20 protein-coding genes are annotated in these 19,341 nt (G+C 49.1%); 9 read left to right on the forward strand and 11 right to left on the reverse strand.

Going from position 1 to position 19,341, the window contains the following annotated elements:
- Positions 1–16: 16 nt before the first annotated feature.
- Both JKP77_RS09820 and metJ read right to left on the reverse strand, forming a co-directional pair.
- Positions 17–841 (reverse strand): hypothetical protein, encoded by an 825-nt coding sequence (locus tag JKP77_RS09820; RefSeq protein WP_218311009.1) that lies wholly within the window; start codon positions 839–841, stop codon positions 17–19.
- Between the two features lie 61 nt (positions 842–902).
- Positions 903–1,229 (reverse strand): met regulon transcriptional regulator MetJ, encoded by a 327-nt coding sequence (gene metJ, locus JKP77_RS09825; RefSeq protein ID WP_218311010.1) that lies wholly within the window; start codon positions 1,227–1,229, stop codon positions 903–905.
- A gap of 145 nt (positions 1,230–1,374) precedes the next feature.
- Here metJ and metF point away from each other — a divergent pair, with 145 nt between their 5' ends.
- On the forward strand, positions 1,375–2,256 hold the full coding sequence (gene metF, locus JKP77_RS09830; RefSeq protein ID WP_218311011.1) for a methylenetetrahydrofolate reductase: 882 nt from the start codon (positions 1,375–1,377) through the stop codon (positions 2,254–2,256).
- Positions 2,257–2,471: 215 nt separating this feature from the next.
- Here metF and JKP77_RS09835 read toward each other — a convergent pair whose 3' ends face one another.
- The gene (locus tag JKP77_RS09835) at positions 2,472–3,254 is read right to left on the reverse strand and encodes a substrate-binding periplasmic protein (protein WP_218311012.1); all 783 of its coding nucleotides are present in this window, start codon (positions 3,252–3,254) and stop codon (positions 2,472–2,474) included.
- A gap of 363 nt (positions 3,255–3,617) precedes the next feature.
- On the opposite strand from JKP77_RS09835, the gene JKP77_RS09840 reads away from it, so the two are divergent.
- The gene (locus JKP77_RS09840) at positions 3,618–4,487 is read left to right on the forward strand and encodes a virulence factor BrkB family protein (RefSeq protein ID WP_220100131.1); all 870 of its coding nucleotides are present in this window, start codon (positions 3,618–3,620) and stop codon (positions 4,485–4,487) included.
- A 334-nt stretch (positions 4,488–4,821) separates the two neighbouring features.
- On the opposite strand, the gene JKP77_RS09845 is transcribed toward JKP77_RS09840, so the two are convergent.
- Together JKP77_RS09845 and JKP77_RS09850 are read right to left on the reverse strand one after the other, a co-directional pair.
- Positions 4,822–5,472 carry a DUF2959 domain-containing protein gene (locus JKP77_RS09845; protein ID WP_218311014.1) on the reverse strand — a complete coding sequence of 217 codons (651 nt, stop codon included), beginning with the start codon at positions 5,470–5,472 and terminating at the stop codon, positions 4,822–4,824.
- Complete coding sequence (locus tag JKP77_RS09850; protein ID WP_218311015.1) at positions 5,469–5,711, reverse strand: hypothetical protein; 243 nt, start codon at positions 5,709–5,711, stop codon at positions 5,469–5,471. Before JKP77_RS09850 ends, JKP77_RS09845 begins: the two co-directional genes overlap by 4 nt.
- Positions 5,712–5,797: 86 nt before the next feature.
- Between JKP77_RS09850 and pip the strand changes: the two genes are divergently transcribed.
- The 4 genes from pip (at position 5,798) to purT (ending at position 9,500) form a co-directional block, all read left to right on the forward strand.
- A complete protein-coding gene (gene pip, locus JKP77_RS09855) occupies positions 5,798–6,775 on the forward strand; it encodes a prolyl aminopeptidase (protein ID WP_218311016.1) in 978 nt (325 codons plus the stop codon).
- Positions 6,772–7,209: a D-aminoacyl-tRNA deacylase gene (gene dtd / locus JKP77_RS09860; protein WP_218311017.1), complete on the forward strand. Its 438-nt coding sequence runs from the start codon at positions 6,772–6,774 to the stop codon at positions 7,207–7,209. Before pip ends, dtd begins: the two co-directional genes overlap by 4 nt.
- A gap of 186 nt (positions 7,210–7,395) precedes the next feature.
- On the forward strand, positions 7,396–8,313 hold the full coding sequence (locus JKP77_RS09865; RefSeq protein WP_218311018.1) for a bifunctional GNAT family N-acetyltransferase/hotdog fold thioesterase: 918 nt from the start codon (positions 7,396–7,398) through the stop codon (positions 8,311–8,313).
- The gene (gene purT, locus JKP77_RS09870; protein ID WP_218311019.1) at positions 8,310–9,500 is read left to right on the forward strand and encodes a formate-dependent phosphoribosylglycinamide formyltransferase; all 1,191 of its coding nucleotides are present in this window, start codon (positions 8,310–8,312) and stop codon (positions 9,498–9,500) included. Before JKP77_RS09865 ends, purT begins: the two co-directional genes overlap by 4 nt.
- Before the next feature lie 220 nt (positions 9,501–9,720).
- Here the strand turns inward: purT and rpoH are convergent, their stop codons facing one another.
- Complete coding sequence (gene rpoH / locus JKP77_RS09875) at positions 9,721–10,575, reverse strand: RNA polymerase sigma factor RpoH (RefSeq protein WP_218311040.1); 855 nt, start codon at positions 10,573–10,575, stop codon at positions 9,721–9,723.
- A 413-nt stretch (positions 10,576–10,988) separates the two neighbouring features.
- Between rpoH and JKP77_RS09880 the strand changes: the two genes are divergently transcribed.
- Positions 10,989–12,212 (forward strand): EAL and HDOD domain-containing protein, encoded by a 1,224-nt coding sequence (locus JKP77_RS09880; protein ID WP_218311020.1) that lies wholly within the window; start codon positions 10,989–10,991, stop codon positions 12,210–12,212.
- Between the two features lie 308 nt (positions 12,213–12,520).
- Positions 12,521–13,762: an EAL and HDOD domain-containing protein gene (locus JKP77_RS09885; RefSeq protein WP_218311021.1), complete on the forward strand. Its 1,242-nt coding sequence runs from the start codon at positions 12,521–12,523 to the stop codon at positions 13,760–13,762.
- Positions 13,763–13,940: 178 nt separating this feature from the next.
- Here the strand turns inward: JKP77_RS09885 and ftsX are convergent, their stop codons facing one another.
- From ftsX to ftsY, 3 genes are read right to left on the reverse strand one after another with little or no spacing between them, the layout of a single operon-like run.
- Positions 13,941–14,921 (reverse strand): permease-like cell division protein FtsX, encoded by a 981-nt coding sequence (ftsX, locus tag JKP77_RS09890; protein ID WP_218311022.1) that lies wholly within the window; start codon positions 14,919–14,921, stop codon positions 13,941–13,943.
- Positions 14,918–15,607, reverse strand: coding sequence for a cell division ATP-binding protein FtsE (gene ftsE / locus JKP77_RS09895; protein ID WP_218311023.1), 690 nt, complete (start codon positions 15,605–15,607; stop codon positions 14,918–14,920). The genes ftsX and ftsE overlap by 4 nt, the downstream gene beginning before the upstream one ends.
- A 38-nt stretch (positions 15,608–15,645) precedes the next feature.
- Positions 15,646–17,181: a signal recognition particle-docking protein FtsY gene (gene ftsY, locus JKP77_RS09900; RefSeq protein WP_218311024.1), complete on the reverse strand. Its 1,536-nt coding sequence runs from the start codon at positions 17,179–17,181 to the stop codon at positions 15,646–15,648.
- 66 nt (positions 17,182–17,247) lie between these two features.
- On the opposite strand from ftsY, the gene rsmD reads away from it, so the two are divergent.
- Positions 17,248–17,856 carry a 16S rRNA (guanine(966)-N(2))-methyltransferase RsmD gene (rsmD, locus tag JKP77_RS09905; protein WP_218311025.1) on the forward strand — a complete coding sequence of 203 codons (609 nt, stop codon included), beginning with the start codon at positions 17,248–17,250 and terminating at the stop codon, positions 17,854–17,856.
- 176 nt (positions 17,857–18,032) lie between these two features.
- On the opposite strand, the gene JKP77_RS09910 is transcribed toward rsmD, so the two are convergent.
- Both JKP77_RS09910 and JKP77_RS09915 read right to left on the reverse strand, forming a co-directional pair.
- Entirely contained in the window at positions 18,033–18,647 is a 615-nt protein-coding gene (locus JKP77_RS09910; RefSeq protein WP_218311026.1) for a YjaG family protein, read from the reverse strand.
- On the reverse strand, positions 18,647–19,249 hold the full coding sequence (locus JKP77_RS09915) for a YhgN family NAAT transporter (protein WP_218311027.1): 603 nt from the start codon (positions 19,247–19,249) through the stop codon (positions 18,647–18,649). Before JKP77_RS09915 ends, JKP77_RS09910 begins: the two co-directional genes overlap by 1 nt.
- Positions 19,250–19,341 lie beyond the last annotated feature (92 nt).

Raw genomic sequence — 19,341 nt, forward strand, 5'->3', positions numbered from 1 at the left:
GAAAGCCGCACTGTAGTTACAGGCTGTAGGATACCTGCGGCTTTATCCGCCGACGCATAAGCAGTCCAACCACACCCGTCAGGGCCAACAGACCAGTAGCAGGTGCACTGACCTCAGTTACGCCCCGGTATATTACGTCCTGGACATTGGCTACAATCGCGCCATTGGTGAAAAAGCGCGAATCCTGCAGCGTAGCTCCATCACCCATGATGTAGTCTCGGGATGAGGACAAAAATGTACCACTAAGCTCAGCACCGCCAAACTCAAAGCTGCGTGCAACAGCATTATCAATAAAGTTGAAAAACACAGTTTGCGCGGAGATACCGCCTTTCAAATAGATAGCAGCACCCGATCCTAGCTTTGCCAGACCTGTGATGTTGATAATAGCAACATCGCTGGCATTGCCAGAGATGGTCAGAGACTCACCTGCATCTAAATGCAGTGATGAGAGCGTGTAGTTTCCGGCCGCCAGCGCCGTAGTATTTGTTACGTCAAATGCAGCAGACGCGTCCGCCCATCCCGATGCCTGCTGGCTAATTTGCGCAATTTGCGCTTTAAAGTAATTCCCGGCAGGGCAGGTTGTGCCAGGTTGTTTGATAACCGCCCCTGCTCCGATACCCAGTGCTGGCGCGCAAGCTGCCCCTTCTACTACGACGCCAGACCCCATCGAAATGTAAAAATCACTGCCAACACTACTATACAGATGAGCTTCAGCTCCCAAACCAATAGACGAACCCGACGCCATTACAAAATCATCAAGCCCCGAAACGGAGATCGGAGCGGCTTTTACACCAAATGACAACGCTGTCAAAATTAAACCAAAAAAAATGCTCTTTTTCATGTACTACTCCCCCTCACAAAGCGGGGGGAGTATACGTTAGCAGGTCAATAAATCAACAATTTTATTTCAGCGCATCTTCGTCGACCTGCGGGTCAATCCCCATCTCTTCCATGATTTTGCGGGCTTCTTCCGGAATACGATTTGGATTGTCTTTGCGCAAGTCCTCGTCGCTGGGCAGAGGCTGTCCGGTAAATGCGTGCAAGAACGCCTCGCACAATAATTCAGAGTTAGTGGCGTGGCGCAGGTTATTAATTTGTCTGCGGGTACGCTCGTCAGTCAGTTCTTTAAGCACATTGATGGGAATGGAAACGGTAACTTTCTTTACCTGCTCACTCTTTTTTCCATGCTCTGCGTAGGGGTGTATATACTTTCCGTTCCATTTTGCCATTAGGGATCCCGGGCTACTCTTATTTATGTTATGAAGAGAAATTCTAAACAATGTGGCGAAAAGGTCAATTGAGCAGTGTAAACCGCTTGACGTCTAGACATATATAAAATAGTTTAGACGTCTAAACGTCCACAAGGTATTCATCATGGTTTCTTACGCACAAGGTATCGATGCATTGAATCAGTCGCTCTCTGAGCTACGCGATATCGATGTGTCATTTGAGTTTTTTCCGCCCAAATCCGAACAAATGGAGAAAACGCTGTGGAAATCCGTTGAACGTCTGGCACCACTGAAACCCAGCTACATGTCTGTCACCTATGGTGCGAACAGTGGCGAACGCGACCGCACCCATGATGTGGTAAAGCGTATCCACCAGCAAACCGGAGTATCGGCAGCGCCTCACCTGACTTGCGTGGATGCATCGAAAGAAGAGCTTAAGCAAATCGCGAAAGATTACTGGGATTCCGGGATCCGTCGTATTGTTGCGCTGCGCGGCGATTTACCTCAGGGCGTAGACAAAACAGAAATGTATGCGTCTGACCTTGTTGCGCTGCTAAAAGACGTGGCTGACTTTGACATTTCTGTGGCAGCCTATCCGGAAAAGCATCCTGAAGCACCTAACGCGCAATTTGACCTGCTAAATCTGAAGCGCAAAGCAGAAGCCGGTGCCAGCGAGGCAATTACCCAGTTTTTCTTTGATACCAGTTTATTTCTACGCTTCCGCGATCGCGCCGCTGCAGCAGGCATTGACCTGGATATCGTGCCTGGCATTTTACCTGTTACCAATTACCAGACATTGGTGAAGTTTGCCGGCTTCACCAATGTGCATGTCCCCGGCTGGCTGCACAAAATGTATGAAGGGCTGGATGACGATGATCAGACTACCCGTAACCTGATGGGTGCAAACATCGCCATGGAACAGGTTAAAGTACTGGCAAAAGAAGGGGTAAAGCACTTTCATTTCTACACTCTGAATCGCAGTGAGCTCAGCTATGCTATTTGCCACATGCTGGGGCTGAGAACCTGAAAAACAAGTCTGGCACACCCATTGTGCCAGACAGACAGTCGCGGCTATGAGAGCGCTTTCTGTTCGATAGGATGTAGCAAGGCCATGTCAGCATAACCAGCCGGTGGTTCAATCACTTTACGGACGATCAGGCAGTCAGGTAGTCAGGTAGTCAGGCAGTCAGGCAGTCAGGCAGTCAGAAAAACTTTACCGGCAGTAGTTGAACCACGCCAGCGTTACAGCAAATCCCATTTTTTCATAATTTGCAGGTATTCTCCTGACGCTTTCAACGAGGCCAGTCCGGCTCTGAGCTTTTCTGTCAGCTCTGCAGATGTCTGCAGGCCGGTTGCCATTTGCAACTCAAGATTCAGTGGTGTCACTTCGGCCTCACTCACGATGCGGCTTGCATCAAGTTCAGCACTGTCTACCTCGTATTTACCGGAAACCAGATTAGATAACACCAGATCAATGCGTTGTTTATACAGCAGAGCCCACAATTCCGAGGGACTTTTTGCCAGGATAAGATTCTGGTTTTCTTCAAACCCATGACGCTGTAAATATCCGGCAGAACCGTATCCTCTCACGGTACCAACACGATATTTTTTCGCATCATCAAATTGTGATACGTGGATATCCCCCCTCTCCCGAAGACGAATAAAGGACGCTTTTGCCACATGCACCACGCCCAACCACTGCAACTCATTTTCCCTGGCCGGTGTTTTTAATACTGACAACAGCACCACGTTAGGATGTTGCTCGGCTTCATAATACGCGCGAGCCCAAGGGAGTAATTCAACGGTGGCGTGTAAGTTCAGGTGTTTGATCAGTGCCTGGGCAAGTTCGAATACTGCCCCCTGCTCTACTCCATCTTCTTCCCAATAAAAAGGCGCTGCAGGCTCACCGTAAAAACGAATGACGGTATTTTCATGAGCTGAAGCGGGAACCAGCCACAAACAGGAGACCCCCAACACGAGCAACGCGCGGATAAGAGAGAGAAGTCTCAGGTTATTTTGTATCATTAACTACAACCACCAGATACTGCAGATACTGATTAGGGCCAGGACAATAAAAAGTCTGCTACCCGCTGCTATTCATGCTGTTTTTATCATGTTCGCGATTGTTACCGCTGCAAAACCCCACCGCTTTTTACGTTTGTGTAGGCTTACTTATCGTGGCATCAGTGCTTACTTTATCACCAAACCACGAAATAAAAAAAATCCTTCCTTCATGCACATTGCCGGACTTTCTTCCTCCTCGCGATTGAGCCAACCCGCAGAATCGTACTCCCCCGCGAAACGCATTGCTCGCCGGGAGGATGGGGTATACCATTTAGATGACAGATAATTTCGGGTATTCAGGAGTAAGACGTGAGTGAAAACCGTCTGCAGGAACGATGGAAGCATGTGCAACCACAGCTTTTAAACTTTGGAAAAGTGTTTATTGCGCGTTGCCGGCAAGACAATATAGCCATGTCTTCAGGCCATCTGGCGTATGTTACCCTGCTGTCGCTGGTCCCTTTTATAATGGTGACATTTACCATTATGTCGGCGTTTCCGGCATTTGCGTCGGTGCGCAGTAAACTCGAGCACTTTATTTTCAGTAACTTTGTACCAACTGCCAGCGATGTAGTTCACGAATATATGTCTGAGTTTGTGGGCAACGCCTCGCAAATGGGTGCTATCGGGATCCTTTCCCTGCTCATGGTGGCACTGCTACTGATTTCGAACGTTGACAAGACTCTGAACCGGATATGGCGGACGCAGTCAGACCGCCCTATTGTTTACACCTTCGCAATTTACTGGATGGTCATTACGCTAACCCCAATGCTAATTGGCTCCAGTGTCGTGGTGAGCTCATATCTGGTAGGGATCGCCGCTTTCGCTGAAGAATATACTCCGGGCTTGGGTACCTTCCTGCTGAGTATGGTACCCAGTTTCACCGCCATGCTCGCCTTTCTGATTTTGTATATGGTGGTGCCTAATCGCCGTGTAAATGCGCTGCACGCCCTACTGGGCGCGTTTCTTGCCACACTGGCTTTCGAAGGCACCAAACAGGCATTTACCTTATACGTCACCAGTTTTCCGTCTTATCAGCTTATCTATGGCGCGCTGGCCGTCGTCCCAATATTATTTTTATGGGTATACCTTTCCTGGGTAGTGGTGTTGTTGGGTGCCGAATTTACCTGTTCACTCGCAGATACTTTCGATAGCCACAGAGCTGAGGACGAGCCCAGAAAAATAGCAGAAGAATAATAACCGGTATCACTTGTCGACGTTGCGCCGTCTAACCAGTACGCGTCGCACTAACGCCGTACAGTTCCGGTGTTTACTGCTTTGGTAGTTCGTTGACTAATGCGTTGCAGGTGCGTAGGCAGGGGAAGTAATGCAAAAAACGACTTATATTGCCTTTACCAACTCCGCTGTAACCCTATGTGTTGGCACAGGCCTGTCTTCAGAGCGACGGCAATATCTCATAAGCTGTGTTGCCTGACTGTGGGTGCACTATCGACGAGCATAAAAAAACGCTGTGCAAATCACCACATAGTGGCATCTGCACAGCGTTTTCAGATTAGGCTGTCGGCGAGCGCTAGTTTTTCAGCGTGCTGATAAATGCATCTGATTCTGCGATTGCCGCATTCATTTCCTGAATAAGCTGTTGCACGTCGCCCTGAATCTCATTCAGCTCCCCCTGCAATGCACCGATGGCACTCGCGTTGAGGTTATGCTTCAGGTACAGGACATTGTCCTGAAACGCCGTAAGGATTGGCGCCATCCGGCTTTCTGCCTTGCGCATGGCTTTAATCATGGTTTCATAACGACGACGTGTATCACGCAATTTGTTAGCACTGTCGCGTTTCAGTGAAGCATTCTGGTATTTCTCCAGTTCATCTTCCCATTCATCGAACAGCGCCTCGGCAACGCTTTCCACGTTATCAATTCGTGAGTTCACTTCCTCCGCCGCAGCCTGGCTGTCTTCAAACTGACTATTCAGCTCGTTATAAACATCCTCAAGTTCGCCACCATCAAAATTAATCAGCGCGCTGAACTCTTCAAGTGCAGAGCTAAACTGCTCCTGTGCGTCTTCCTGAGACTCTTTAGCATTCTCTACCCGGTCTACAAGAATATCGCGCTTTTCAACGCCGACCTTCTCCCAGGCTGCGTAATAGGCTGACTGACAGCCCGAAAGTGTGAAGAAGGCTGCTGTGACAAGTGCAACCTTCAAACCTTTTGCTCTCATAATGTTTCCCTGCCGCGATAACGTGCGGCACTAATGATGGACCAGATGTGGAAAATTACGCCCAGCGGTCCGAAAAGGATCGTCAGAATGACGGTCGCTGCCAGCGCATAACAAACACCTACCACTATGAAGAAAAACAACGCGCCGAGTATGCGTCCCTGGACGAGGTGACCCAGCCCCGGGATAAAAAAGTTACATACCGCTGCAATAACATTACCACCGGATCCCTGACCTGCCATATTAACTTCCTCGCAATTACTCTCAGAATATGATTCATTATGTAAACTAAACCAAAAAACTCAGTCACACAACGCACTGAAATAAAATGAAACGACTTTATCCTGATATTGGCTGTTCAGATAGCGGTTATTTAGACACGGACGACGGGCATTCGCTCTATTATGAAGTCAGTGGCAACCCTGACGGTATCCCCGTTCTCTATCTGCATGGCGGCCCCGGTGCGGGGCTGTCGCCCAATTATAAGCGTTTCTTTGATGCCAACCGGTATCGCATCATCGGATTTGAGCAGCGTGGCTGCGGTCGCTCCAAACCTTTCGGCTCGTTGCAAAATAACACCACGCACCATAGCCTTGCAGATATCCGCCGGCTACGCAGCTTTCTCAACATTGAGAAGTGGGTAGTGTTTGGTGGGTCCTGGGGTGCAACACTGGCACTTCTGGCTGCACTTGATGATCCCGAGACGGTCAGCGGCCTCATCTTACGAGGCGTTTTTCTGGCCAGACAACAGGACAGAGACTGGTTTTTGTCTCCTACTGGAGGAGCCGCACAGCTGTTTCCGGAATTTTATGAGCAGTTCATAAGCCGAATTCCCGAACCGCTTACCACTGAGTCAATATGCAACTATTTTCACAATGAGTTTAATGCCGAGAGCGAAGTGACAAGACTTTCAGCGCTGAAGCGCTGGTATGTGTGGGAGGAACGGTTATCACGACTGTCGCTGCCACCGGGAACCGGCGATATCACCTCGCATTACCCTATTGCACTGATGACCAGTCTTGCCAAATTAGAATGTCACTTCCTTTCCCATCAATGTTTTATTCCTGAAAACTATATTCTTGATAACATAAAGAAAATTTCGCATATCCCTGCCACAATTGTGCATGGCCGGTATGACATGATTTGCAAATCTGATGCCGCCTACAGCCTGCATAAGGCCTGGGAGTGCAGTGACCTTCTGGTCGTGCCGGATGCCGGACACAGCACCTCAGAACCTGGCATTGCTTATGCGTTATGCCGGGCCACGCGGGATATGTCCAGATTCATCAGGGAGCGCAGTAAATGATTGGGTTAATTCAACGGGTATCCAAAGCCAGTGTAGAGGTTGATGAAAACCAGATAAGTGAGATAGACAAAGGGATCCTACTGCTGCTTGGTGTCGAAAAAGATGATACCGCTGAACAGGTTGAGAAGATGGCGCAGAAAATTTGCCAATACCGTATTTTTTCAGATGACGACGGCAAAATGAACCTGAATATTCAGCAGGTCGGCGGCAGCGTCCTGGTTGTATCTCAGTTTACTCTGGTTGCTGATACAAAAAAGGGAAATCGCCCGGGCTTTTCACGGGGGGCATCGCCCGAACATGGCGAGAAAATTTATCAGGATGTCATTGCGGCAATTGAAGGAAAAGGCGTGACGGTAAAAACCGGCCAGTTTGGTGCTGATATGCAGGTCTCACTGGTTAATGACGGGCCCGTTACATTTCAGTTTCAGTTCTGACAGCACGCCCTGTTCTCGCTACATGCCTTGCCTGTTCCTGCCTCCGCTCCCTTGTGGCTAAATAAATCTGTATTGCGCGTTGCCTGGGGCAGTGGCAGGAGTCGGACAATAGCAGAATTTCCCTTGTGAGTGGTGACGGCTTGCGTTTAAATGGGGGCTGATTCATTAACGCAGAGCGCTAATATCGTGTTCAAAGTGGTTACTCCTCAGACAGAAGAAGAGCTAGAGGCCTATTATCATTTTCGCTGGCAATACTTACGTCAGCCGTGGAATTTCCCTCCGGGCTCAGAAAAAGATGAGTATGAGCAAGTTGCCGAACACCGCATGATTGTTGACGGTAAAAGCAACATTGTTGCCTGTGGCCGCGTCCATATGAATACTGCCGAAGAAGCACAAATTCGTCACATTGCGGTACATAGCGATCATCAGCGTAAAGGGCTGGGTCAGATGATACTGGGGGCACTCGAAAATGTGGCGCGTGAACAAGGCGCGATCCGAGCCGTCACTAACAGCCGCGAAGTCTCCATCCCCTTCTTTTCAGGCTGCGGCTTTATTATCGAACGGGAAGCACCGAATGAGCTGGGTCTGCTCAAGCGTCAGCAAATGGTCAAAAAGCTTACCGCAATCGACACATTGGTGCTGCATCCCAAATGGTGCACGGAATTACAGCAAACCTGGTCAGACACCATCCCCATCACCGAGCATATGGGCATCAAACTTCACCAGTATACTGGTCGAACGCTGGAAACCCGGGCTTCGCTGAATAAAAACATCAACATTCACGGTACCATGTTTGCCGGCAGTATTTTTTCGCTGGCTACGCTTACCGGTTGGGGCATGATTTATCTGCAACTGAAAGAACGACAACTGGACGGCGATATCGTACTGGGTGACGGCGATATTCATTACCACAAGCCCATCACAATGAAGCCTCGGGCCATATCTAATATCGAAACGCTGTCGGGAAAATTTGCACTACTGGAAAAGCGTAAGAAGTCGCGCTTCACCCTTCAGGTCGATATTCTTGATGACGATACCCCGGTGGCCGAATTCAAAGGGGTTTACTGGGTGTTAACGCCAGCCAGAGAGAAGGAAACATCATGAGTAGTATCGGCACACCCTTTACGTCATCAGCCACCAAAGTGATGCTGCTGGGGAGCGGTGAACTGGGCAAAGAGGTGGTGATTGAATGTCAGCGACTGGGCTGCGAAGTTATTGCCTGTGACAGCTACGAAAGTGCCCCCGCGATGCAGGTAGCGGACCGCTACCGCGTGTTTTCCATGCTGGATGGCGCTGCTTTAAAGGCCGCAATTCTGGAAGAGAAACCGGACTATATTGTGCCGGAAGTCGAAGCTATTGCCACCGATGTGTTGGTCGAAGTGGAAGAAATGGGTTTTCATGTCGTACCCAGCGCGCGCGCCACCAAGCTGACAATGAACCGCGAGGGGATCCGCACACTGGCAGCAGAAACCCTTGGCTTACCCACCTCCAGATATGCTTTTGCAGAGAGCCTCGACAGTTTCCGGCACGCCGTCACCAGCATTGGCTTTCCGTGTTTCGTTAAGCCGATTATGAGTTCGTCTGGCAAAGGCCAGAGTAAACTTGATGGCCCGGAAGAAGTAGCGGCTGCCTGGGATTACGCCCAGCAAGGCGGGCGTGCCGGCGGTGGCAAAGTCATCGTAGAAGGCATGGTCGATTTCGATTATGAAATCACGCTTTTAACTACCCGAACCCGAGAAGGTACGGTATTTTGTGCCCCCATCGGCCACGTACAAAAAGACGGCGATTATCAACAATCCTGGCAGCCTCAGCCTATGTCTCAGACTGCGCTTAACGATGCCCAACGTATTGCCGCAACAATCACAGAGGCTCTTGGCGGTTATGGCTTATTTGGGGTTGAGCTGTTTATCAAAGGTGACGAGGTAATTTTCAGTGAAGTGTCTCCGCGTCCCCATGACACCGGCATGGTAACCCTGATATCACAAAACCTGTCAGAATTTGCGCTGCACGCGCGTGCCATTTTGGGGCTCCCCATTCCCACAATCACTTGTGACAGCCCCAGCGCATCATCTGTCATTATTGTAGAAGGACATAGCACCGATATTACCTTTAGCGGGTTAAATGTGGCGCTGTCGCAACCACAAACCGATATACGGCTATTCGGCAAACCTGAAGTGGCCGGTAAACGTCGGATGGGGGTTGCACTGGCAAAGGGGATATCACTGGAAAAGGCGGTTGAGAAAGCCAAAGCGGCTGCCGCCGCGGTTAAACCCACGTTTAACGACAAATGATGCGCTTAGCCTTTACCAGGTTGAAAGGATATATTGGCCAACTATAACGTCGCGAAAGCCTCCTTTACTTGCTTCCGGACTTTGTTTCCGCCCCTTTCCAGACAGCTTGTATCAGGACCTGTGCTTGTCGGTAATTAACGCTGTCCGGAAGAAGCATCGGTAATCTGGAACAGACATAAAAAAGGCGCCTGAAGGCGCCTTTTTCGAATTATTTTATCACTTATGCCGTCATCGCGGCCTGCAGCTTTTTCATTGCATTCTTTTCAATCTGACGAACACGTTCGGCAGAGACTTCATACTTATCAGCAAGGTCCTGCAATGTAACCTTGTCATCAGCAAGCCAGCGCGTTTCAATAATATGCTGACTGCGTTCATCCAGCGTTTTGATAGCAGAATAGAGTCGCTTGGAAGCGTTAGTGTCCCAATCGGTATTGATGACATCCATCTCTACGTCAGTAGTCTTGTCTTCAAGAAACTGGACAGGCGCAAAATTACCGTTTTCATCATCATCAGCGCTCAGATCAAACGCCTGATCCTGACTACTCATTCGCGCTTCCATCTGCAACACTTCTTTGGTGCTTACACCCAGTTCGCTTGCAACCGTCTGCACTTCTTCATGAGTAAACCAGCCAAGACGTTTCTTCGCCTTACGTAAATTAAAGAATAATTTACGCTGCGCTTTCGTGGTCGCGACCTTCACGATGCGCCAGTTTTTCAGCACAAATTCGTGAATTTCGGCTTTGATCCAGTGAACCGCAAATGAGACAAGGCGCACACCTACTGTAGGATCGAAGCGTTTAACGGCTTTCATCAAACCGATATTCCCTTCCTGAATTAAATCAGCCTGGGGGAGTCCGTATCCGGAATAAGATTTGGCAATATGCACAACGAAACGCAGATGAGACATTACCAATTTGCGTGCTGCTGTCAGGTCTTCATCCTCACGTAATCGAAAAGCCAGTTCGCGCTCTTGTTCAGCGGTCAGCATATCAATGCTGCTCACAGCCTGAATGTAGCCTTCAATGCTACCGCTGTGAGGCACCGATAGGGCCATAGATTGCATGTTGTTGCTCATAGTCACCTCATTCATTAAGCACCTCATGGTACCAAAACCACCAGATCCTTGCGAGTCCTTTTCGTATCACAGACGCGATCTGCAAGACGTCTATATGGGAACGAATTCCACATTATCAAGACCGCATTTTGCAACGAAAGTTCATTTTCAATAAATCCTTGTACGTGTCAATATAGTAGCGGGTTTATACTTTTTATAAAATGAGAGTAAACGCTGCTCATCGTAACCAGAGACGCATTTATCCTTTCACAAGTGTGTGCCCGTAGCAGCTGCTTGCATGGTGCGTAACAAATGCGCCAACAAAGACTGGCCTGGCGGTATAAAGCGATATTAACTAATCGCTATTGCCCGGTTCTACTGATAACGTTAGCAATGCAGACCCATTTATAAAACGCTTTGCGCAGAGGTTGTAAATGTTCGCTTATGTTGCCCGCCAACCTATATTCGACGATAAACGCGAAGTCTATGCCTACGAGATATTGTTTCGCGATGGCGAGGACAACTGCTTTCCTGACATTCCACCGGACGAAGCGACTTCCAAAATCCTTACCTCAACCCACCTGAGTCTGGGTATTGAAGAAATTACTAATGGCAAACTGGCATTTATTAATTTTCATCGCGACACCCTGATGTATCGCTTTCCAACCTCCCTGGACCCCTCCGCCGTGGTCATTGAGGTAGTGGAAACCGTGGATGTGGACGAACAACTGGTCGCAGCCTGTAAGCATATTCGCGGGCTGGGTTATCCTATTGCCCTGGACGATTACGATAATACCGGTCGCTGGGAACCCTTTATCCCTTTTACCAGTGTAATCAAGTTCGATATCACCACCTTGGATATTGAGGTAATTCGCGAGCTGGTACCGAAATTAAAGCAACATCGGGTAAAGCTGGTAGCTGAGAAGATCGAAACTTATGAGCAGTTCGAGACCTTCAAAGAGATGGGATTTGATTTTTTCCAGGGCTATTTCCTTGCCCGCCCGGAAATTGTCCGGCATCGAAAGCTTGGCGCATCGAAATTAACGATGCTTGAACTTATTTCAGCCAGTTCTTCACGCGAACTCGATTTCGACAAAATAAGCAGCATCATTGAGCGCGACCCGGCCCTGACCTATCTGCTACTGCGGTTTATCAACAATCCTCTGACCAATAAGCGCAATAAAATCAGCTCGCTGAAGCACGCCCTGAATTACATGGGCGAAGTTGAGGTGAAAAAGTTTATCGCGCTGTTGGCCCTGGCCAATCTGAATGAGGGGCAGCCCAGTGAACTGCTGCAAATGTCACTGGTACGGGCGAAGTTTTGTGAGCTTGTCTCGATCGCTCTGAAAGAACAGGAAAATCCGCCCACTGGCTTTCTTACCGGATTGCTGTCGATGATGGACGCCATGATGGAACAGGATATGGAAGAGCTGATGGACAAGGTGCCGGTCTCGGACAATGTTAAAGATGCACTTTGCGGTCGGCAAAACCTGCTTTTTGATTGCTTGTCGGCGGTACAACATCTGGAACATGCCAACTGGGTCGGCATTAAGCGGTTCGCAGCAAAATACAAGCTTAAACAACCGATGATCCATCATTTTTATAATGAAGGCATCAAATGGGCGAAAGCCATGCATTCAAGTGTGAAAAATCCATAGCGTGGCAAGACGCGCAGTTGTTGATGCGCGTCGAGCATTTGCAGTCGAGCCCCGGATATCCTTACGACGTCGCAACTTGTGGACTACAATTTGACCATAAGGTAAAGTGAAATCAGAGATATTCAGAATTAAAAAATGGTCAAGACTCACATACTACACTGTTAGATGGGCATTTCAGACTTGTTGTGTATGTGCATTCGTATTCGCAGCTTCCTGGATACGAATAAATCGGGCAAGAGTGGTAAAAAAAACCATCACCCTGTCCGATAAATAAAATAATAACGACGTTAAAGGGAATACCTGTCTATATGTTTGCGTTTATTGCTCGTCAACCGATCCTCGATCGAGATAAGGATGTCTTTGCTTACGAGCTGCTGTTCCGGGATGGTAAAGGCGGCTCGTTTCCTGATTTGGATAGCGACAAAGCAAAGTATATCGCTAACCGCTTCCACACCCTCGGTCTCGATGATATCTGTGGCGAGAAAAAGTCTTTCATCAACTTTAGCAGCGATACTATCATTTCGCGCTTTCCGACTACGCTCAATCCGGAAACGGTGGTCGTTGAGCTGGATGAAAATCCGTTTTTGCAAAGCGGACTGTTAGAAGCCTGCCAGCATATTAAACAACTCGGCTTTAAGCTGGCGATAGACGACCCAATGATGATGAGCGGCAAGCACGAAATTTTCCCGTTGATTGATATTGTCAAAGTGGATGTGTCAAAAGCCCGCTACGAAGTTATAGAAAAGAACATTCCGCGCTTCCTGGACTCGAATATTAAACTGGTGGCTGAACAAGTCGACAGTCACACAGACTTTAATAACTGTCGCGATCTAGGCTTCGATTTTTTCCAGGGTTATTTCTTCGCCACACCGGAAGCGCGCATTCAGCGGCAGCTACCGGCATCGAAGATGAATCTGGTAGATTTGATGGGAGAGAGCTCTAACAGCAATTTCGATCTCAATCGTATCAATCAGATCATCGAGCGTGATGCCGCCCTGAGTTACCTGTTGTTGAAATTCATCAACAACCCAACTATCAACAAGCGCTACAAAATTACCTCTCTGAAGCACGCTCTGGCGTACATGGGTGAGGTCGAAATCAAAAAGTTCATTGCGCTGTTATCACTGGCTAACCTTGGCGATGACAAACCCCTCGAACTGATACACATGTCACTGGTACGCGCCAAGTTTTTTGATTTGCTGTCGCAGGAAAGGAAACTGAATACCGATCCTCCGGTAGGATTTCTGGTGGGCCTGTTCTCATTACTGGATGCGCTGCTTGACCAATCGATGCCAGACATATTGAAGCAGCTGCCATTAACCGACGACGTCAATACCGCACTGCTGGGTAAGTCTAATGAGTTTAATCACTATCTTTCACTGGCAAGGGCCTTTGAAAGCGCACTGTGGCTAAATGTTATTAAGCAGTCTCGCGAACTCAATATTGATCAGAAGCACCTGCATAGCCTGTATAATCAGGCAATCGTCTGGGGTAACGGAGTAAGAAATACGATCTCATCCTATTTCCCAAGACCGGTTCTCAAGCAATAGACCGTCAACATAATAGCTAGTAGCACAAAAAAAGTCCGGCATGCCGGACTTTTTTGTATGCGGAGTTATTGCTGAATGCCAGTTCGTGGGAGGCTACATCAAGCGAAACTGGATTTGCACAAACGTGAAGTCATTTACGTGCTGAGTAAGCACACATCATTACGGACTATTATCAAGCTTATTTTGGCTCAATCTCTCTGACGTGTCGCTGCACGGAAATCAATGAGCCAACCAGCCCCAACAACACCGATAACCCCAGCATGGTAAACAGCGCACTGCCGCTTAAACCGGTAATGGCGAAATCTTTTTGATACAGCGCAGCAAAGGCCTGAATGCTGCTGTCCATCCACCACAGTATTAGAATGACAGCCACCCAGGCTATCAGTCCACCTAAGAGTCCGTACCAGAACCCGGTATACAGAAACGGGCGATGGATAAAGGCGTCTGTTGCCCCCACCAGTTTCATCACCATTATTTCGTCACGCTTATTAAGAATATTCAGTCTGATGGTATTACCAATAATCAGCACCACCGCGATAAATAACAGGCCACCAATGAGTGTTACGAGGTCACGTATAATATCCAACACCGCGTAAAGACGCTCCAGCCACTCGATATCCAGCTTACCGATATCCACTTCGCGCTGCTGTTTCAGTTTATCCAGCAGCATCTGCGCGGCTTGTGGTGTCGCATGTTTTTCGACGGGCGCTACCAGCACAACGTCTGGAAGTGGATTAGATTCCAGATACGCTATGGCATCTCCCAGCCCTGACAAATGCTGAAACTCTTTAAGCGCATCGTCGGCAGGAATGAAAGTGACAGTATCGATTTCAGGCCACGTGTTGAGGCGGGTTAATAGCTGTTGTGCGCTGGCTTCTGACGTACTCTCTTTTAAAAACAGTGAGATTTCCGATGCCTGCTCCCACCCGGCACTGATTTTTTCCGTGTTTTTTACCATGATATAAAGCGTGCTGGGCAATGTGATACTCAGGCCAAGCACACCAACGGTCATAATCGAAGCGGCTGGCTGTCGCCAAAGCTCACCCAGGCTCCCTAAGGCCTGACGCAAATGGCTGATGAAAAACGCCATAATGGTTTGTACAGTGCCGATGCGGGCATCGCTGGCACCTTGCGGACGGCCTTTAAATAATAAGCTCATGACCAGCCCTCCCCGTTGGCATCAGTCAGCCCATCAGTGATCATCTGGCCATTCTTTAATGTCAGAGTGCGGTATTTCATGCGTGCTATCAGGCCCAGATCATGGGTTGCAATGAAGACTGACACCCCAGCCTGATTAAAGTCTTCAAACAACCTGACAATTTCCATAGACAGTTTGGGATCAAGGTTACCGGTTGGCTCGTCGGCAAGCAGTAACGGCGGCTTGTTCACGACAGCGCGGGCTATTCCGACGCGCTGCTGTTCACCGCCGGAGAGCATAATCGGGAGGTTGCGGGCTTTATCGCGCAATCCCACCATTTCCAAGGCGGCATGAACGCGTTTCGTGGTTTCTTTGTGGGTATACCCTTCTATAACAAGCGGCAACGCCACGTTATCGAACACCGTTTTGTCCATTAACAACTGGTGGCTCTGGAAAATCATACCAATATCACGGCGGATATAGGCAATCTGGCGACGGGAGATACTGTTCAGGTCGTGACCGTTAATCAGCACACGCCCGACTGTCGGACGTTCCATAATGCTGATAAGCTTTAACAACGTGCTTTTTCCGGCTCCGGAATGGCCGGTCAGAAATGCCATCTCGCCCGGCTCAATGTGAAAGTTCACTTTGCTGAGCGCGCGTTGTCCCCCGGGATACGTTTTGCTTACCTGCTCGAATTTAATCATATCCTGGTCCTGCTGTATGCGCCGGGGGCGGCAATGTTTTAGTTATTATTGTCGGCTTCGCTAAACAACGCGTCGATAAACTCGTCACTGTTAAAACGGCGAAGATCATCAATGCCTTCACCTACACCGATGTAACGAATAGGTATACCAAACTGGTCAGCAATAGAAAAGATCACGCCACCTTTTGCGGTGCCATCCAGTTTGGTGAGTGTAATACCACTTAACCCTACTGCTTCATTAAACAGCTTCGCCTGACTCACGGCATTCTGTCCTGTGCCGGCATCCAGCGTAAGCATAACTTCATGCGGCGCGTTGGGGTTCACCTTTTTCATCACCCGTACAACTTTCTTAAGCTCTTCCATCAGGTTGTTTTTGTTTTGCAAACGCCCTGCGGTATCAGCAATCAGTACATCCATTTTCCGGGACTTGGCTGCTTCCAGTGCATCATACAGTACCGAGGCACTGTCAGAGCCAGTCGGCTGTGCAATAACAGGAATGCTGTTACGCTCACCCCATACCTGCAGTTGCTCAACGGCTGCTGCCCGGAACGTATCGCCGGCAGCGAGCATGACGCGTTTATCATCCTGCTGGAATTGCTTGGCCAGCTTTCCGATCGTTGTGGTTTTACCGACACCGTTAACCCCCACCATCAGAATGACGAACGGGCCTTCTTCACTATTATGCGTTTTCATCACGTCTGTCAGTGGCTGATCGACGTCATTCAGCATCTCGCGCATCTGGTTTTTCAGTATGTCCACCAGTGCTTCAGCATCTTTAAGTTGTCTGCGATCAGCGCTGTCTGTTAACCGCGTGATAATTTTCTGGGTGGTATCCATACCCACATCTGCTACCAGCAGCTGGGTCTCAAGATCTTCGTAAAGCTCATCGTCGATGGCCTTACCCTTAAACAGACTGACAAAGCCGCTGCCCAGGTTTGCCTTGGTGCGTGACAGACTCTCGCGCAAACGACCGAAGAACGACTTCTTCTCTTTCTCTGGTTGCGGTGCTGGCTCTGGCTCTGGCTCTGGCTCTGGCTCTGGCTCTGGCTCTGGCTCTGGCTCTGGCTCTGGCTCTGGCTCTGCAGTGTGCTGTTTCGCTGCTATGTCATCAAGAGATTGTGGTTGTTCAGTTATGCTAACAGCAGGCTGAGCCTCATCGTCAGTGACTGGTGAAGGGGAATCGATGTCATCATTGTCTGTTAAAGAGACAGAAGGCGCGGCTTCATCCGCATCAACATTGACCGACACAGTTTCACTCTCGTCGGCAACGTGTTGTTGCGGCTCTTCTGCTGTCACCGTGGATGATGTTGGCTTTTCACCCTCTTCGGTTACGCCGGAAGGCGTGAGAGTGTCTTTTGCCGAAAGTCTGTCTGTATCAGCCTTCTCAGTTACCACTGACGGTTTCGCCTGCTCACTGGCTGCATCGGTGTCATCACTGGCATCGACATCAGGTGCCTGCTGCAGATCCGAAGGAACCGATTCCTTTTTTGAGGTGACGTCTGAGGGTGATTCTTTGTCTTGTTTGGACTTATCTGATTGCTTGTTCTTGCTGAACCAGCCAAAAAGTTTCGACATTGTGCGGTCAAATCCTTATAAAATCGGAGCAAATTCGGCTAAACTGGCCGGCTATTGTATGCAGCCATGATAGCATTGTCAGCCTCTATGAAGCGAGTTTCTCAGTCCCCACGAAAACAGCAACCGAAAACCGGTCAAATCAGAGTCATCGCCGGACAATGGCGAGGACGAAAGCTGCCTGTATCTGACGTTGAGGGGCTGCGACCCACCACAGACCGAAACAAAGAAACCCTGTTCAACTGGATGATGAACGATGTTCGGGACGCCCGTTGTCTGGACGTTTTTGCCGGCAGCGGCGGGCTGGGGATAGAGGCGTTATCCCGGTATGCTAAACATTGTGTCTTCTTTGAAAAAGACAAGCGGGCAGCGACGCTCTTAAGAAAAAATCTGCAGACTCTGGAAGCCAGTGCCGACGTCATACAAGGCGATGCACTCTCTTTGCTAAACGACCAGCGCCAGCCATTTGATATTGTTTTTGTCGATCCGCCATTTGGTATGAACCTGGTAAATCCAACGCTGACATCGCTGTCGCAGAATCAGCTTCTGGCATCGGGCTCGCTGATTTATATCGAACAGGAAAGTCAGGCCAGCGATATTATGCTTCCGCCAGCGTGCAGGATCATTAAAGAAAAGCGTCTGCCGCAATTGCACTACCTGCTAGTTGAGATGGATTGATTCTGGCAACATTCTCGCGTTACCGGTAGTAAGAAATCATTTGGCTTTTATCGTTTACGCTTTCATACATTATTAATGCTTCCCGTTCCATCTCAGCGCTCCCCCTGTCCGGAAAAACTTCAGAATGAAAAAAGCCGCTTATAAAGCGGCTTTCATAAACTAGTTTGCACTACATGTTAATTGTCGCTGTGCGAATCATCACTGACATCGGCACTGAGATCGATTCCGATATTCGAAATCCCTTCTTCCAACGCCAGAGCTTTCAGTGCATCCGCCGTCTCTGCCGGACGTCCACCCTGCTCGGCACAATCCAGCAATGCGTTCTGAATTTCCACTTCAAACTGCATTAGCGGATGGGCTTTCACGTCGTCTTCCGTCGCCTCGCCGGATGCCAGCAGATAGGCCTCTACACTGCCCTGCGATAACTTACTGACAACTACCGCGCCCTGTAAATCGTCTTTTTTCGCCAGGTTTACCGCGGCGGCCAGACCAATTGCCGCATCTATTGCCGGATACACACCAAAGTTGTCGTAGTCCTGCGTATCTGGCGTTAATAGCTCTACTTTCTCAAGCTGAACGGAAAAGTTAATTTTACTTTTCGGTGACTTCACTGATTCCCACAGCAAATCCAGACAGTTTCGACAGGTCTTGCCGTCGTCATACTCTGTCAGTTCACAAAAAAGCTGATAATTCGGAAGCATCCGCTCGAGCAACGCGGCACTGAAAGCCACTGCACGCCATCCGTCAAGGGCTCTTACGCGGGCGAAGGTTGTAAGTTTTTGTTGCGCCATTACATCACTCCGGCAGTATGGGTAAAGTAGTTTGCCACGCCATCCAGGAACATCTGGATAGAAATCATCACCAGGATCATGCCCATCAGGCGCTCCATGGCGGTCAGTCCACGTTCACCCAATAAACGATGAAAGAGACCTGAAAACATAAGAATAATTGCACTCACCAGCCAGCTTGCGCCCAGCGCAATTGACCAGTCGAGCATGCGATCGGGATTTTGATTCGACATCAGGATCAGCGCCGCCAGCGTAGAAGGACCGGCAATCATGGGGATCGCGAGTGGCACCAGGAAGGGCTCTTCTCCTACCGCCAGGCCGCTGGGGTTGCCAGCTGACGGGAAGATCATTTTCAGCGCGATCAGGAATAAGATGATACCGCCTGCGATGCTGACCGTTTCCTGCTGAACGTTGAGAAAATCCAGTACCGCCTGACCGCTGAACAAAAAGGTAAACAAAATAACCAGTGCAAACAGCAGTTCACGAATAAGAAGAAAGCGTCTGCGTTTGGGCTCGATGGTTTTTAACACCGACATAAATACCGGCAGATTACCCAGTGGATCCATGATCAGAAATAACATGACAGCGGCGGACCAGGTATCCATCGTCGGGGTAAACTCCTCGTTCTGCGCCCGGCGAGCTCTGGTTTGCGCAAGCAGTATCAGAGTAGATACCCGTGATTTTCGCAGACTGGCCG

The sequence above is a fragment of the Alteromonas antoniana genome (genome assembly GCF_019249295.1).
GTDB classification, from domain to species: domain Bacteria; phylum Pseudomonadota; class Gammaproteobacteria; order Enterobacterales; family Alteromonadaceae; genus Alteromonas; species Alteromonas antoniana.